General features: G+C 62.8%; 15 protein-coding genes. 10 read left to right on the forward strand and 5 right to left on the reverse strand.

What is annotated here, in order from left to right; genetic code table 11:
• Positions 1-37: 37 nt before the first annotated feature.
• Complete coding sequence (locus tag ABMA32_RS06650; RefSeq protein ID WP_349012921.1) at positions 38-1,288, reverse strand: MFS transporter; 1,251 nt, start codon at positions 1,286-1,288, stop codon at positions 38-40.
• Between the two features lie 69 nt (positions 1,289-1,357).
• Here ABMA32_RS06650 and ABMA32_RS06655 point away from each other — a divergent pair, with 69 nt between their 5' ends.
• Positions 1,358-1,822 carry a helix-turn-helix domain-containing protein gene (locus ABMA32_RS06655; RefSeq protein ID WP_349012922.1) on the forward strand — a complete coding sequence of 155 codons (465 nt, stop codon included), beginning with the start codon at positions 1,358-1,360 and terminating at the stop codon, positions 1,820-1,822.
• 53 nt (positions 1,823-1,875) lie between these two features.
• On the opposite strand, the gene ABMA32_RS06660 is transcribed toward ABMA32_RS06655, so the two are convergent.
• From ABMA32_RS06660 to ABMA32_RS06670, 3 genes are read right to left on the reverse strand one after another with little or no spacing between them, the layout of a single operon-like run.
• Complete coding sequence (locus tag ABMA32_RS06660) at positions 1,876-2,928, reverse strand: substrate-binding domain-containing protein (RefSeq protein WP_349012923.1); 1,053 nt, start codon at positions 2,926-2,928, stop codon at positions 1,876-1,878.
• A 37-nt stretch (positions 2,929-2,965) separates the two neighbouring features.
• Positions 2,966-3,961 carry an ABC transporter permease gene (locus tag ABMA32_RS06665; RefSeq protein WP_349012924.1) on the reverse strand — a complete coding sequence of 332 codons (996 nt, stop codon included), beginning with the start codon at positions 3,959-3,961 and terminating at the stop codon, positions 2,966-2,968.
• Between the two features lie 25 nt (positions 3,962-3,986).
• Positions 3,987-5,495, reverse strand: a complete 1,509-nt coding sequence (locus ABMA32_RS06670) for a sugar ABC transporter ATP-binding protein (protein ID WP_349012925.1) — start codon at positions 5,493-5,495, stop codon at positions 3,987-3,989.
• A gap of 114 nt (positions 5,496-5,609) precedes the next feature.
• On the opposite strand from ABMA32_RS06670, the gene mtnK reads away from it, so the two are divergent.
• From mtnK to sbmA, 4 genes are all read left to right on the forward strand, one after another.
• Entirely contained in the window at positions 5,610-6,884 is a 1,275-nt protein-coding gene (gene mtnK, locus ABMA32_RS06675; protein ID WP_349012926.1) for an S-methyl-5-thioribose kinase, read from the forward strand.
• Positions 6,881-7,987, forward strand: a complete 1,107-nt coding sequence (gene mtnA / locus ABMA32_RS06680) for an S-methyl-5-thioribose-1-phosphate isomerase (protein ID WP_349012927.1) — start codon at positions 6,881-6,883, stop codon at positions 7,985-7,987. Before mtnK ends, mtnA begins: the two co-directional genes overlap by 4 nt.
• A gap of 50 nt (positions 7,988-8,037) precedes the next feature.
• Entirely contained in the window at positions 8,038-8,385 is a 348-nt protein-coding gene (locus tag ABMA32_RS06685; RefSeq protein WP_349012928.1) for an arsenate reductase, read from the forward strand.
• A gap of 164 nt (positions 8,386-8,549) precedes the next feature.
• Positions 8,550-9,824 carry a peptide antibiotic transporter SbmA gene (gene sbmA, locus ABMA32_RS06690; RefSeq protein ID WP_349012929.1) on the forward strand — a complete coding sequence of 425 codons (1,275 nt, stop codon included), beginning with the start codon at positions 8,550-8,552 and terminating at the stop codon, positions 9,822-9,824.
• A gap of 20 nt (positions 9,825-9,844) precedes the next feature.
• Here sbmA and ABMA32_RS06695 read toward each other — a convergent pair whose 3' ends face one another.
• Complete coding sequence (locus tag ABMA32_RS06695; protein ID WP_349012930.1) at positions 9,845-10,879, reverse strand: polysaccharide deacetylase family protein; 1,035 nt, start codon at positions 10,877-10,879, stop codon at positions 9,845-9,847.
• Positions 10,880-11,065: 186 nt separating this feature from the next.
• Between ABMA32_RS06695 and ABMA32_RS06700 the strand changes: the two genes are divergently transcribed.
• From ABMA32_RS06700 to ABMA32_RS06720, 5 genes are all read left to right on the forward strand, one after another.
• On the forward strand, positions 11,066-11,731 hold the full coding sequence (locus ABMA32_RS06700; protein WP_349012931.1) for a tetratricopeptide repeat protein: 666 nt from the start codon (positions 11,066-11,068) through the stop codon (positions 11,729-11,731).
• 4 nt (positions 11,732-11,735) lie between these two features.
• Entirely contained in the window at positions 11,736-13,166 is a 1,431-nt protein-coding gene (gene der / locus ABMA32_RS06705; RefSeq protein ID WP_349012932.1) for a ribosome biogenesis GTPase Der, read from the forward strand.
• A 122-nt stretch (positions 13,167-13,288) separates the two neighbouring features.
• The gene (locus ABMA32_RS06710) at positions 13,289-14,461 is read left to right on the forward strand and encodes a cell wall hydrolase (RefSeq protein ID WP_349012933.1); all 1,173 of its coding nucleotides are present in this window, start codon (positions 13,289-13,291) and stop codon (positions 14,459-14,461) included.
• 229 nt (positions 14,462-14,690) lie between these two features.
• Positions 14,691-15,098 (forward strand): AtpZ/AtpI family protein, encoded by a 408-nt coding sequence (locus ABMA32_RS06715; protein ID WP_349012934.1) that lies wholly within the window; start codon positions 14,691-14,693, stop codon positions 15,096-15,098.
• Between the two features lie 70 nt (positions 15,099-15,168).
• Positions 15,169-15,930, forward strand: coding sequence for a F0F1 ATP synthase subunit A (locus ABMA32_RS06720; protein WP_349012935.1), 762 nt, complete (start codon positions 15,169-15,171; stop codon positions 15,928-15,930).
• Positions 15,931-15,955: the final 25 nt, after the last annotated feature.

Here is a 15,955-nt window from a genome sequence, read left to right on the forward strand (position 1 = left end):
GCATATGTGATTTGCCGGGGCTGGTGCCCCGGCAACTTCACTGCAGCCGCGCCGGATGAAAGGCGCGGGCGAGCAGCAGGGCCAGAAGCGCCAGCGCCGCGCAGCCGAGGAATGTGGCCGTAAAGGCAAAGGCAACGGCTTCCGGCGAAACCGCCTGGATCGCCCCGGACCCTGCGGCTACCGAGAAAAGACCCGGCATAGCCGACGCGCCGACGATGAAGCCGAGATTGCGCGACAGGCTGAGCAGGCCTGATGTCGTGCCTTTCCTGTCTTCTGGCGCGCTCATCATGACCTCGGTGTTGTTGGCGGCCAGGAAGAGCTGGAAGCCGGGCGTCAGCAGGCAGAGGGCAACGACATATCCGGCAACGCCGAACAGGCGAGGCAGCGACGCCAGGCAGATCAGGCCAAATATGGTCGTCAGCAACCCGGCCGTGATGACGGTCGATGTCGTGAACCGATCCGTCGCGCGCCCTGCGGGTACGCCCGAGATGGCCGACATGATTGGTCCGGCGGACATGATGATGCCGACGGCCGCAACGTGGAGATCCAAGGCAAAGGTCAGATAAAAGGGCCCGATCGACAGGGTCGATATCATGACGACCGCGACGAGCACGTTCATCGCAAGGCCGCTTCCAAGCCGCCTGCTGCCGATCGTCGAAAGAACCGCTGTACGTTTGCCCAGATGCTGGGTTTTCGCGATGACCGTGCGAGGAATGGCAACAAGGCTCGCTAATGCAACGGGCAGGGCCAGCACCGCCAGCGCAATGAAGCTTGCCCGCCATCCGAACGCCGCGATCAAAATGCCTCCGGCAGAGGGGCCAAGAGCTGTGCCAATGGCAGACATGGAACCCAGCAGGCCCATGGCCGATCCCATCCGCTCGCGCGCGATCGTCTCACGCGCGATCGACATCGGTACGACCATCAGAATGGCTCCGCCGACCCCTTGCAGCAAGCGTCCCGCAACCAGCATCTGCAATGTGGTTGATACGGCGCATAGCAACGCAGACAGCACGAAGATGCACAGGCCGCTCAGCAGAATACGGCGGTGCCCGTAGCGGTCGCTGAGTCGCCCCGCGATGACGACCATCACCGTTACCGAAACCAGATAGGCGGTCACGATCCACTGGACACCGGAAATCGACACGGAAAACGCACCCGCAAGCGTAGGCAGCGCGACGGAAACGATGCTGATCCCGAGCGCGGCAAGCAGCGTGGCACCCGCAAGTGCGATGAGGGCCAGCCGGGGAATGGTTCGGCTCTGGGGAGCAGTTTGACTGAGGTCGGGCATGAGGCTGCCTCTTGCAGGTGAGAGTGACAAGGATTAGCTTTGCCACTTCAAGTCAACTTGAGGTCAAGCATGAATCTGCTCGATATCGGCGTCCTGTCTGAAAAGAGCGGCGTGCCCGCATCGACGCTGCGCTACTATGAGGAGATCGGGCTGATTGAATCGCTCGGCAGGCGTGGCCTGCGGCGTCAGTTCGGACCAGAGGCGTTGACGCAGCTCGCCCTGATCTCGCTCGGCAAGACGGCCGGTTTTTCGCTTGAGGAGATCAGGAGTGTGTTCGGCAGGCAGGGGATCGGCGCATTGCCACGCGACGCTCTTCAACGCAGGGCTGATGACCTCGACGCCCAGATAAGACGGCTGACGACGCTGAGGAATGCACTCAGGCACGTCGCGGAATGCCGCGCGCCGTCTCATATGGAATGCCCGAAGTTCCGCAAGCTCCTGCGTCTCGCGCCCCACATGCCTGCCGCGTCCGGGGGGATACTGAAGCCGAAGACCGGGCCGAAGACTGGTTCGCGATCACGAAGGGCCGTATAGAAAAAGGCGGACATCGCGGCCCGCCCTTTCCGTTTTCAGCCTTCAGGCCAATATCACTTGCCCGGAAGCGCGATCCACGGGGAGATAGCGACCTCGGCATGGGCGAACTGCGGAAGCTTGGCCGAGAGCTCTTCCATGTTCTTGATGTCGTTGTCGTTGAGGTCCTTCTGCGTGATCAGCGTCGGCGGGATGATGACCGACTGGCCGACGTCCTCGCCAGCGAGAAGCTGTGCCAGCGCACGCACGGACACCTGGCCGACGACGGCCGGGTTGGTGGCGGCGGTGGCGACCCAGGCGCTGCCCGGCTCGCGCATTGCGGCAATGTCGGAGGTCGAGACGTCAGCCGAGTAGATCTTGATGTCCGACGAAAGGCCGGCTTCGTCCACCGCGATCTTCACGCCCTTGGCGAACTCGTCATAGGGAGCGAACATCACCTGGATGCCGGGGTTGGCGGTCAGCACCGAACGCGCCTGGTTGGCGACCGAGTTGGCGATCGGGTTGTCGAGCGTGCCGAACATGGCGACTTCCTCGATGCCCGGATACTTCGCCTTGAATTCCTTCCAGGTCTCGTCGCGGCGGTCGAGCGGCGCGATGCCGGCGACATAGACGTAGCCGGCCTTCCACGCTTCACCATTGTCCTTCACGGCCTGCTCAAGCGCCAGCCTCGCGAGGTCGCGGTCGGACTGCTCGATCTGAGGGATCTTGTCGTTCTCGACGTTGACGTCGAAGGCGACGACCTTGATGCCGGCGTCGACCGCGCGCTGCGCGGCTTCCTTCATCGATTCCGTCAGGCCGTGCTGGATGATGATGCCGTCGACGCCGAGTGCAATCGCCTGGTCGACCATGTCAGCCTGCAGTGCGGCGTCCTGGCGGCTGTCGAAGACGCGCAGGTCAACGCCGAGCGCCTTGGCCTGTGCTTCCACGCCTGACAGATAGGCCTGGAAGAAGTCGCCGGTCGAGAGATAGCGCACCAGCGCGATCTTGACGTCGCCCGGCTTGTCGAAGGGCGCTGGCTTGTCCTGCGCCATGACAGGCGCCGAGATCAGGCAGCTTGCGGCGGCGAGGCCGACAGCCAGCTTGCCCAGGGTTCTACGCGTAAAGTTCATTTCCTTCCTCCACTCGATGTTTGGTCGGTTGCGTTGTTTAGGCTCTGCCCTTGTTCGAAAGGGCAAAGGTGAAGACGAGGGCCACGACCAGGACTGCCCCCTTCACGAAGTCCTGCGTGTAGTAGGGCGCGTTCATCATGGTCAGGCCTTGCAGCAGGATGCCGACGAACAGCGCGCCCACTGCGGTGCCGAATGCGTTGGGCTTGGCAGCCCCCAGCACCGCAAAGCCGATGAGCGCCGCCGCAACTGAATCCAGCAGCAGATTGTTACCCGATGCGATGTCGCCGCGTCCAAGCCGCGCCGCGAGCAAAATGCCGCCGATTGAGGCGAAAACACCCGAAATCACATAGGCCCAGATTTTATATGCCTTGACAGGCGCGCCGGCGAGTTCGGCCGCCTTCGGATTGCTGCCGACGGCGTACATCATTCTCCCGAAGCGGGTGTATTCGAGGAAGAACCAGATCAGCACTGCAAGCACCACGAGCACGACGACCGACACCGGGATCAGGTTCGGCAGGATGAAGTCGAAGCGGTGGCGGCCGAGCGCCAGGAAAGATGCGCTGAACGTGCCGCTGGCTGTCGAGCCATCGGGCATGGTCATGCCAGTCGCGATCGAGCGCCCTTCGGTAGGGATGCGCTGAAGGCCGACCAGCAGGAACATCATGCCGAGCGTGGCGAGCAGGTCGGGCACGCGCATGTAGACGATCAGGTAACCGTTGATCAGCCCGACAACCACGCCGATGACGAGACAGACCACCACCGCCACGAAGGCGTTCTGTTCCATGATGACCATGACATAGGCGGCCGCCATCATGGCCGTCGTGGCCACGGAGCCGATCGAAAGGTCGAACCCGCCGACGACCAGCGTAGCGGTTACGCCGAGCGCGAGGATGCCGGTGATGGCGACGGACTGGAAGATGAAGACAGCAGCCTGCGGCGACGCGAAGCCGTCAGTCGCCAACGTGAAGAAGACCACCATGCCGACGAGGAGGGCGATGAAGCCGTATTTTATGGCGAAGTCGCGGAAGTTCATGAATGTGCCTGGAATCTTGTCTGGTTCATGCCGCACCCTTCAGGGGCTGTCCGGCGATTTCGGCAAGCAGCCGGTCAATGTCGACCTCGGCGTTGCGATGCTCGCCGACGATCGTGTGTTCCGACATGACGAGGATGCGGTCGGCGGTCTCGAGCGCTTCGTCCAGTTCGGTGACGAACACCAGCGTGGCGCGTCCTTCGGCGCTCGCACGCAGCTTGTTGGCGATGTCGCGGCGCGCCGCGATGTCAACGCCCTGAAACGGTTCGTCGAGGATGAAGAGGTTCGCCGGCTGCGACATCCAGCGCGCCACCATCACCTTCTGCTGGTTGCCGCCCGACAGCGTCGCCATGTCGTCGCGTTCGGAGCGGCAGACGATCTTCAGGTCGCTGATCGCATTGCGCGCAACGGCTCGTTCCTCGCCACGCCGCGCCACGCCCAGCGTAGAGAGACGGTCGAGGAAGGGCATGCTGAGATTTTCGTAGAGGTTGAAGTCCTTCACGATACCGCTCTCTGCGCGGTCCTTCGCGACGAGGAACACACCGGCCGCGATGGCGTCGGCCGTGGAATCAGGCGCGTAGGCCTTGCCGTTCAGCGACATCGTTCCGGCGAGCGGCGCGCGCACGCCGAAAAGTGTTTCGGCAAGCGCTGTCTTGCCAACACCGACGAGGCCGGTGATAGCCACGATCTCGCCGTCGCCGAGTTTCAGCGAGAAGGGTTTTGCATGTTCGGCAAGGCGAAGGCCCTCCGCCGAGAAGACCGTATGGGCACCGTCGCGGGCCGAAATCTCGGCTCGATGCATAGTCTGGCCGAGCATGGCGTTGACCGCGCCCTCATAGTCGAGAGGCTTGGTGTCGAACGTGCCGGTGATACGGCCGTCGCGCAGGCTGACGATGCGGTCGGCCAGCCTGCGGATGTCGGACATGCGGTGCGAGATATAGAGGATAGCCACGCCGCGCTCGCGCAGCCGGTCGACCACCTCGAAGAGGCGATTGGCTTCGGCGCTGGAAAGCGAGGACGTCGGCTCATCGAGGATCAGCACCTTGGGTTCGTGCGCCATGGCGCGGGCGATCGCTACCATCTGCCGGTCCGCCAGCGAAAGGTCGCTGATCTCCGCGCTGAGGTCGACATCGAGGCCCATGCGCGCGGCGACTTCGCGGGCCTGCCGGTGCACCGCGCGCGGATTGAAGAACAGTTTCGCGCCCTTGCCGTTCAGCCGGTCGAGCGTCAGGTTGGTGGCCACATCGAGCGCCACCACCACGCCGTCATTGATGTTCTGGTGCACGGTTACCACGCCGGCGCGGATCGCATCGGCGGGGGAGGAGGGAGCGAAATCCTTGCCGTCCAGCGTGATCGTGCCGCCGTCGCGGTCATAGACGCCGGAAACGATGCGCACGAGCGTGGACTTGCCGGCGCCGTTCGCGCCCATGAGCACAGTCGCCTCGCCTGCGTGAAGCTCAAGGCTCACGCCGCCAAGCACCTGCGTCGGACCGAACGACTTCTTCAGGTCCGCTATGCGGAACACGGGGTCTGCCATTATTCCTCCCACGCACCGACGCTATGGAGTCGTTCGGCAATTGTCAATACGATTGACAATTGCCAGAGTGGCTCCTAGGTTTCGCGCCAAAAGGAAGGCCAAGGGAGGAATGGCATGAGCAAAGCCGAGGCTTTTCAGGCCCTGACGATCGAGACGCTGCCGGCGCGACTCGGAAGCGTGGACGCCCTGACGTCGCGCATCGGAAACGACTCCTCGCACTGGAAGGTGAAGGAAGTCGGTGACGGCAATTTGAACCTCGTCTTCATCGTCACCGGAACCAAGGGCGCGGCCATCGTCAAGCAGGCGCTTCCCTATGTGCGCCTTGTCGGCGAGAGCTGGCCGCTGCCGCTGAAGCGCTCCTTCTTCGAATACCATGCGCTGGTCAGGCAGGAGGCGCGCGCTGGCGTCGGCACCGTGCCTGCGATCTACCATTTCGACGAGGCGCAGGCGCTGATCGTCATGGAGTACCTGACGCCGCATATCATTTTGCGCCGCGCCTTGATCGACGGACAGCAACTGCCGAAGATTGCCAACGACCTTGGCCTTTTTGTCGCGCGCACATTGTTCCGTGGCTCGGATCTGTGGATGAAGGCGAAGGACCGCAAGGCCGACCTCGCGATCTTTGCCGACAATGTCGAACTCTGCGACATCACCGAGAATCTCGTTTTCACCGATCCGTATTTCGAAGCCGAACTCAACCGCCACACGTCGCCGCAACTCGATGCACTGGTCGCCGAGCTGCGCGCTGATCGCGACCTCAAGGTCGAGGCGCAGAAGCTCAAGCACATGTTCGCCGCCAACGCCGAAACGCTCGTCCATGGCGACCTGCATTCAGGCTCGATCATGGTGACGGCGGAGGATACGCGCGTCATCGATCCCGAGTTCGCCTTCTACGGTCCGATTGCCTTCGACGTCGGCATGATGCTGGCGAATTTCTGGATGTCCTATTTCTCGCAGTCGGGTCACGAGAAGGACGGCGACCGCGAGGCGATGCGCGGCTATCTGCTCGGCGTGATCGTCGAGACCTGGTCGGTCTTCCGCACCGAGTTCAGCCGCCTGTGGCACACGGAACGCAACGGCATGCTCTATGACCGCCGCCTCTTCGAGGATCGCGGCGATCCGCTTGGGGCCGAGCAGGCGCTTGATCGCTTCATCCACGACATCTGGGTGGACATGCTGGGCTTTGCCGGCGTCGAGATTCATCGCCGCATCCTCGGGCTCGCGCACAACGCCGACTTCGAGACCATTGCCGACGAGGATTTGCGCGCCACATGCGAAGCGAAGGCGCTGAAATTTGGCCGCCACATCTGCGTCAACCGCGAACGCATCCACAGCTTCGACGAAATCCATGCGCTTGCGGAACGCATCGAGAAGGGAACAGTCGCGTGAAGGTTGACGGCAAGCATTTCCGCACCATCTGGCTGAACGAGGACGGCTTCTCAGTCGACATCATCGACCAGCGCTGGCTGCCGCACGAGTTCCGCGTCGTGATAGTCGAGACCGTCGAAGGCATTGCGACGGCGATCCGCGACATGTGGGTGCGCGGCGCGCCGCTGATCGGCGTGACGGCCGCCTATGGCGTCGCGCTGCAGATGCGCGAGGACGCGTCCGACGCGGCACTTGAAAAGGTGTGGCACGAGCTGAACGAGACGCGGCCGACCGCGATCAACCTGCGCTGGGCGCTGAACGAGATGAAGCGCGTGCTGTTGCCGTTGCCGGTCGCCGAGCGGGCGCAGGCGGCCTACCGCCGCGCCGCCGAGATCGCCGACGAAGACGTCGAGCTCAACCGCTCGATCGGTCGTCATGGTCTCGAGGTCATCAAGACTATCGCCGCAAAGAAGAAGCCCGGCGAGCGCGTCAACATCCTGACCCACTGCAACGCCGGCTGGCTGGCGACGGTGGACTACGGCACTGCTACCGCGCCGATCTATCTTGCGGTCGAGGCCGGTATTCCGGTCCACGTCTATATCGACGAAACGCGTCCGCGTAATCAGGGCGCGCAGTTGACCGCATGGGAGATGGCCGGCCACGGCGTCCCGCACACGTTGATCGTCGACAATGCCGGCGGCCATTTCATGCAGCATGGCATGGTCGACATGGTAATCGTCGGCACCGACCGCACGACCGCCAACGGCGACGTCTGCAACAAGATCGGCACCTACCTGAAGGCGCTCGCCGCCCACGACAACGGCGTGCCCTTCTATGTCGGCCTGCCGTCGCCCACCATCGACTGGACCGTGCAGGACGGCGTCAAGGAAATCCCGATCGAGGAGCGTTCCGCTGACGAGGTATCCTACGTGCAGGGCAAGGCGGCATCCGGTCAGATCGCGGTGGTCCGCATTTCGCCTGAGAACTCACCCGCCGCAAACCCGGCCTTCGACGTGACGCCGGCGCGGCTGATCACCGGCCTCATCACCGAGCGCGGCATCGCCGAAGCGTCGCCGGAGGGTTTGAAGGCGTTGTTCCCGGAACGGGTGAAGAGCGCGGCCTGACCTTTCATCGATCTCCCTGTCGGCTTAAATGGCCGAAAGGGAGATTCGGCATGGCGATCACCATCTACGGCATCAAGACCTGCGACACCGTTCGCAAGGCGCGCAACTGGCTCGAAGCGAGTGGCGTCGATCATCGCTTCGTCGACTATCGCGCCGAGAGGCTCGATCCCAAGCAACTCGCAGGCTGGGAAAAGGCCGTCGGCTGGGAAAAGCTGCTCAACAAGACGAGCGCGACCTTCAAGGGCCTGTCCGAAGCCGACAAGGAAGGCGTCGACCGCAAGAAGGCGCTTGCCCTGATGCAGGCGCACCCCACGCTGATCAAGCGCCCGGTTCTCGATGTGGATGGCGCCATCACGGTCGGCTTCAAGCCTGAAATTTACGAGCAGGCCGTCCGCTGAGCCTTGGCTGAGGCAGGACAGCACAGGTTTTCGCGATTTCCGCCATCATTTCGACACCTGAAACGCGCCACGCCTTTGCATAACACGGCAACATTCCTTCCCTTTCGCGGGGAACTGTGGATGATGCCAACCGATCTCCAGCGCCTCACTCAGGGAGCCGCCGCTTGTTCGTTTCCTTTTTTCCCAAGCCGAAGCTCTTTTTTATGTCCTTCGTGTTCTGGTCCGCGGTCGCGATGGCATTCTGGTATCTCGCCGGCCGCGACCTTGGCGCGGTATTCGGAATGCCACCGGCGGCAGCGGATGCGGAGCCGGTCGTCGGAGCTTCCTACTTCTGGACGCCAGAGTTCCTCTGGTTCTACATCTATTTCGTCGTCGCCGTCGGGCTCTTTGCAGGCTTCTGGTTCCTGCGGTCTCCGCATCCCTGGCAATACTGGTCGATCCTCGGCAGCGCCCTGATCCTTTTCTCGACCTACTTCTCGGTGCAGGTCAGCGTTGCGATCAACAACTGGCGTCGCCCGTTCTTCGACGCGGTCCAGAACGCGTTGACGACACCCGGTTCGGTGGAGGCGGCGGAGCTCTACCGCTTGATCCTGATCTTCACTCAGATTGCGTTCCTGTGGATCGCGGTCTACGTCGCGACGCGCTTTTTCGTCAGCCACTACATCTTCCGCTGGCGCACGGCGATGAACGACTACTACATGTCGCACTGGACTCGCCTGCGCCATATCGAGGGTGCTTCGCAGCGTATTCAGGAGGATACGATGCGCTTTGCCCAGACTGTCGAAGGTCTGGGTGTCAGCATGGTAGACGCGGTGATGACGCTGATCGCCTTCCTGCCGATCCTATACGGCCTGTCATCTCAGGTCACTGAACTGCCGCTCGTTGGCGAAATCCCCGCGCCGCTGGTCTGGGCCGCGATCTTCTGGTCACTGTTCGGGACGGTCCTGCTAGCCGTCGTCGGCATCAAGCTGCCGGGTCTGGAGTTTCGCAATCAGCGTGTCGAGGCCGCCTATCGTAAGGAACTGGTCTACGGTGAGGATTTCGAGGACCGGGCGCAGCCGCTAACGGTTCGCGAATTGTTCGCCAACGTGCGCAAGAACTATTTCCGCCTCTATTTCCACTACATGTATTTCAACGTCGCCCGTTCGTTCTACATTCAGGCGGACAACATCTTCGGCTATCTCATCCTCATACCAACCATCGCCGCCGGCAAGATCACCTTCGGTGTCCTGCAGCAGATTTTGACGGCGTTCTCGCAGGTCAGTTCGTCGTTCCAGTATCTCGTTAACGCATGGCCGACGATCGTCGAGCTGCTTTCGATCCACAAGCGCCTGAAGTCCTTCGAGGCGGTCCTTAAAGGCGAGGACCTCCCGGATATCGACCGGCGCTACCTGGATCGCGAGGCGTCCGGAATACCTCCCCAGGATCAGCCCGCCTGATCTGGAAACAGCCGGCGGCCTCAGCCGCCTGCGTCCGGCGCTGCCGTCGCGCCTTCGGCCTTTCGCGTCCGCCGCAGATAGTCCGCATAGCTGGTGCAAACGACGTCCGCCTTGACGCATACCTCTTCGGCGAACTGTTCCAGCGCCTTCCAGTATGCGCCGTCATTCATCAGCGTGAAGTGGAAGCCGAGCTGAAGCGGGGCTCGTGCGCCTGAATATTCGCGCTCGAACGCTGCCGTGAAGGCGTCGTATGTCCGCGCCTGGAACGCGGCCGCTTCATCCGGACGGTCGAAGCCGCCCGAGTGCCGGACGAACAGATTATAGTCCATGGCGATGACGCGTCTGGCTTTCGGCCCCTCGGGAATCTGCGGCAGCGCGAAACGCTCTGTGCCGCTTTCGACATGTGGCTCGACCGGACCCCTGGAGATTGCGCTTGCATCGTAGCGAAAGCTGGCTTCGTCCAGCGCGTTGTAAAGTGCCGCGCTCGTGCTGAGATAAGGCGCGCGGAAACCGGAGATGGCGCTTTCTGCAAACCCGCGCCAGTCGGCAGGCTCGCCCTCAATGCCATTAATCGTATAGGCGTCCCGCATGATACGCTTGAAGGAGGCGAACTCATCCAGCCATTGCGCCTTCGTCCACTTCCCGCCGTCGAAATGGCCGCATCCGTGGCTGGCGATCTCGTGGCCTTCGGCAGCCGCGCCCCTGATCTCATCCAGCCGGTCGGCAACTTCCTGACGCGTCTGTGCGAAGCCGACATTCGAGCCGCCGACCGCGTGTCCGGGCGGCTTGTATTCCTTGCGCATGTCGCGGGAGAGCAGGAACACGCAGGAAAGAAAGTAGGTGAAGCGTGCGCCTGTCTTTGCTGCAAGGGCGCGGCTTCGCTTCCACTGCGCGATGTCGTGCGCACCATCAAAGGAAATGATTACATATTGCGGCTTGTTGCCTGGCATCCCGGCCAGGTCGGACACTCCGATCTGGACAGCGCCCGCATGGGTCGTCGCGACAAACGTGACGGCAAGGGAAACTGAAAGCGCGACGCGGCAGGCAACAGGCATGGACACTCGTATTCTCGGTGGCTAATCCTTTGCCGGTAGCCGGCAAATGTGGCTTGTCTGGGTTGCTGCGGTCTTTCGCAGCCCTGCAAATTTCGTTCGCCCCCTTCCATGCCGTCAAAATTCCGCTAAAACGCACGCTCACAACGGAGCCCTGCCAGTGAAGGGCGGGCGATTCAGGGAAAAAAAGTGTCGGACGACAGCTTCTTCCGCGAGGTCAACGAGGAAATCCGCCAGGATAAGGCGAAGCAGATCTGGGACCGCTATGGCCCATGGGCGCTGGCGATCGCGCTTCTGGTGGTGCTCGGCACGGCGGCTTTCGTCGCGTGGGAATACTGGACGACCCAGCGCGCCAACCGTTCGGGCGACGCTTTCTCGCAGGCGCTGACACTCGCTAACGAAGGCCGCAACGACGAGGCGCTGGGCGCGCTTCAGCAGCTCGAGGGCGACGGCTACGGCGCTTATCCGCTGCTGGCCCGCATGCGCGCGGCCACCGTGTTGGCCGCCAAGGGCGACACGGCAGGCGCGGTAGCGAGCTTCGACCAGGTTGCCGCCGACACCTCCATTCCCGCTGCCATCCGCGACATGGCGCGGCTGCGCGCGGCGCTGATCCTCGTGGATAGCGGCAATTATGGCGACGTGTCCTCCCGTGCGGAAACACTGACAGGTGACACCAACCCGTTGCGTCATACGGCGCGCGAGGCACTCGGCCTAGCCGCCTGGAAGGAAGGGCGTTCGGCCGACGCGCTGGTTCTCTTCGAGCAGATCGCGGCCGACAATGAGGCGCCGCAGAACAACCGCCAGCGCGCCACGGTCATGGCGGAGCTGATCAAGGGCCAGGGCGCGGCGTCGTGAGCGGATGGCCTTCAAAGCGGCAATCATAGGTCGACCCAACGTCGGCAAGTCCACGCTTTTCAACCGATTGGCCGGCCGCAGGCTGGCGCTCGTCGACGATACGCCGGGCGTGACGCGCGACCGCCGCATCCACCCGGCAAAACTCTACGATCTTCAATTCGATGTTATCGACACTGCCGGTTTCGAGGTCGCGGCCGCCGGCACGTTGCAGGCGCGCATGCGCGAGCAGACCGAGATCGCCATACGCGAGGCCGACCTCGTCTTCTTCATGATCGATGCCAAGGCTGGCCTGACGCCTGACGACCGCACCTTCGCCGAGATCGTCAGGAAGTCAGGCAAGCCGGTGGTTCTCGTCGCCAACAAGTCCGAGGCGCGCTGTGCGCAGGCCGGCTTGCTCGAAGGCTACGAGCTTGGTCTCGGCGAGCCCGTCGCCATCTCTGCCGAACATGGGCAGGGCCTGCCCGATCTTCGTGACGCCGTCATCGAGGCGATCGGCGAGGAACGCGCCTTTGCTGACGATGAAGACGAGGATGATATCGTCGCCGTCAGCGACACGCTGGTCGGCGAGGACATTTCCGATCCCGACGCCGAGCCGGCCTATGACGAGACGAAGCCGATGCGCATCGCCGTCATCGGCCGTCCGAATGCCGGCAAGTCGACGCTGATCAATGCGCTGATCGGCGAGGAGCGCCTGTTGACCGGTCCCGAAGCCGGCATCACCCGCGATTCCATCTCCGTCGACTGGGAATGGCGCGGGCGCGCCATGAAGCTCTTCGACACCGCCGGCATGCGCCGCAAGGCCAAGGTCCAGGAGAAGCTTGAGAAGCTCTCGGTCGCCGATGGCTTGCGCGCCATCCGTTTCGCGGAAGTCGTGATCGTCGTCCTCGATTCGACCATCCCCTTCGAGAAGCAGGATCTCCAACTCGCCGACCTCATCATCCGCGAGGGCAGGGCGGCCGTCATAGCCTTCAACAAATGGGACCTGATCGACAATCCTCAGGAGGCGCTTGCCGAGTTGCGCGAAAAGACGACACGGCTGCTGCCGCAGGTGCGCGGCATTCAGGCGGTGCCGGTGTCGGCCGAGACCGGGCGCGGCCTCGACCGGCTGATGGACGCCGTGCTGAAGACCCACCGCATCTGGAACACCCGTATCTCGACAGCGCGGCTTAACCGCTGGCTGGAGAAGACGGTCGGCCACCATCCGCCGCCCGCCGTCTCGGGTCGTCGGCTGAAGATCAAGTACATTACCCAGGTGAAGACGCGTCCCCCGGGCTTCGTCCTGTCCTGCACGCGTCCCGACGAGGTACCGGCCTCGTACGTCCGTTATCTGGTTAACGGACTGCGAGAAACTTTCGACATTCCCGGCGTGCCGGTGCGCGTTTCCATCAGCGCGTCGGACAATCCCTACGCATCGCGGGCCAAGAAGAAGAAATAGTGCGGCGTCCTGCCGCAAAATCCTGCCACATTGTGGCCGAAACCTCCCCGTTAACCGGACATCAAGGTTAATGCCGCAGTCTGCCCTCCAGTGGGTTAGTCGCGTCCCTGGAGAGTTGTTCTGTGCATCGACGAGTGATGCGGCACGTCGCCGCCACCAGCCGAGACAAGCGTTCCTTCCTGTCTCCGTTCATCATTGGCCTTGGCATGTGGATCGGCTTCCCGACCGTCGCCGCCTACCAGGACATGGCCAGCATGGTGTCGGGCATTGAGGCGCAGAGCACGCGCTGGAACGCCGTCCTCGAGCGCTCCGCAGCCGGTTCGGTCCACGCCGCCGAGATGCCGTTCGTCGATTCCGACATCAAGACGGCCTCGATTGCCGGCTCGGGCATCGCAGCGCCCGGCATCGGCAAGGTGTCGCTCCGCGCCAAGATCGCCAACCCAATTCCTGACGAAGCCCGCATCAGCCGCTCCGACAAGCGCGCGCGCCTTGTGCAGGTCGCGCCCGTGAAGCCGCCGAGAACCTTCGACGCCGGCTCCATGTTCAAGCGCACCAGCCTGCTCGTCGGACCGAAGACCGGCGAGGTCAAGATGGCCTTCGCCATCCCCGATATCCGCGGCAAGGAAGTCGAGATCGCGACCGCCTTCTACATGAAGGCGAACAAGAAGCCGTCGCCCGGCGTTCCGGCGGTTCTTGCCAGCCTCGTCAACAATGACAAACCCGACATCCTTGCCACCGCATATGCACCGGCGCAGCCGGACTATGCCAGCGCCTCGCCGTTCGAGAGCCTGATGAAGGATCCGAACGATACCGGCCGCTTCATTCCGCCGACCGTCAAGGGCGACCATGCCTGGATGAACAAGCCGTTGCCGCCCGAGGTGTTTTCCTCCAAGGAGCAGAAATGCCTCGCCAACGCGATCTATTTCGAGGCACGCGGCGAAAGCCTGCGCGGCCAGGCGGCCGTGGCGCAGGTGGTGCTCAACCGCGTTCGCAACCCGACCTACCCGGGCACGATCTGCGGCGTCGTCTACCAGAACCAGCATCTGAAGAACCGCTGCCAGTTCTCCTTCGCCTGCGACGGCAAGAAGGACGTGATCAACAATCGCAAGATCTACAAAACCGCCGAGGACATCGCGATGGCGGTCACTGCCGGCAAGATCTTCCTGCCCGAGGTCGCGTCCTCGACACACTACTACGCGCAATATGTCAGCCCCGGCTGGGCGCGCTCGATGCAGAAGATGAAGAAGATCGGCCTGCACATTTTCTATCGCACCTATGGCGGCGGCTGGAGCTGAGGCCTGTTACGCCGAGTCCGGCGGCCTCCTGCGGCGGGATTCGCCACCTGCCCGAACCGGAAACAGGCGCGCACTATGTCGCACTTCGACAACTAACTGTTTTATAAGGATAATTTAGCCCAAAGATATGCTCTTTGCCCGGCTTGACGGGGCGGAGGGCCCTAACTATGTTGCGCGCGACTTGGAGCGGACGGGAAAGCAGCCCGCTGGCCGGGGCATGGAGGTTGCGATGGCCGTCAATAGCGAGCCAGACGAAACCGGAAAAACCGGGCCACACGGACAGCAAAAAGCGGACCCACGCGACGACGACCTCGACCGCCGCCGTCGAAATCTCGAAGCATCCCTTGCCACGAGACAGCCGGTTCGGCAGGAGAGGGAGGAAGGCGCCAGCGGCGTCACCGGCTACGGCCAGGCAATGAAGCTGTCCAGCGAGTTTATCGCTGGTGTCGGCGTCGGAGCGGGCCTCGGCTGGATGATTGACAGGTTTGCGGGCAGTTCGCCCTGGGGTCTGATCGTCTTCCTGCTACTCGGCTTTGCCGCGGGCGTTCTGAACGTCATGCGCTCGGTCGGGAAGGTCGCCGAGTTTGGCCAAGGGTCGAAGCACGGGTCAAACCGTGAGCCGGACCAGCGGCGCTAGAGATTGAATTGTCCCGGGTCCGCCGGGGTTTGGAACGAACAGAGGCCGGTGCGGCCTCGGGGGATAGCAAGTGGCTTCACCGGACAAGGTCGATCCGATCCACCAGTTTGCGATCAACAAGATCGTCGATCTCCATATCGGCGGCTTTGATGTGTCCTTCACCAATTCCTCGCTGTTCATGGTCGTGACGGTCGTCCTGACCAGCGCCTTCCTCTATTTCGCGACGTCGAGCCGCGCTGTGGTTCCCTCGCGCATGCAGTCCGTTGCCGAGATGTCCTACGAGTTCATCGCCAACATGCTGCGCGATGCCGCCGGCAAACAGGGCATGCGGTTCTTCCCGCTCGTCTTCTCGCTCTTCATGTTCGTGCTGGTGGCCAACCTGCTTGGCATGTTCCCGTATTTCTTCACGGTCACGAGCCACATCATCGTCACCTTCTGTCTGGCGATGCTGGTCATCCTGACCGTCATTGGCTACGGCCTTTACAAGCATGGTCTGCACTTCTTCCATCTGTTCGTTCCGAGCGGCGTTCCCGGCATCCTGCTGCCGCTCGTCGTGGCGATCGAGGTGATCTCGTTCCTGTCGCGCCCGATCAGCCTTTCGGTTCGTCTGTTCGCCAACATGCTGGCCGGCCATATCACGCTTAAGGTCTTCTCGGGCTTCGTCGTGTCGCTCTCCGCGCTCGGCATCGGCGGCATGGCCGGCGCGGTCCTGCCGCTCGGCATGGCCGTCGCGCTCACCGGCCTCGAATTCCTGGTGTCCTTCCTCCAGGCGTATGTCTTCGCGGTCCTGACCTGCATGTATCTCAACGACGCGATCCATCCGGGTCACTGAGGAAACACCAGAAACGCCGGCACGG

Source organism: Mesorhizobium quangtriensis (genome assembly GCF_040081925.1).
In the GTDB taxonomy this organism is placed as follows: Bacteria; Pseudomonadota; Alphaproteobacteria; order Rhizobiales; family Rhizobiaceae; genus Mesorhizobium_K; species Mesorhizobium_K quangtriensis.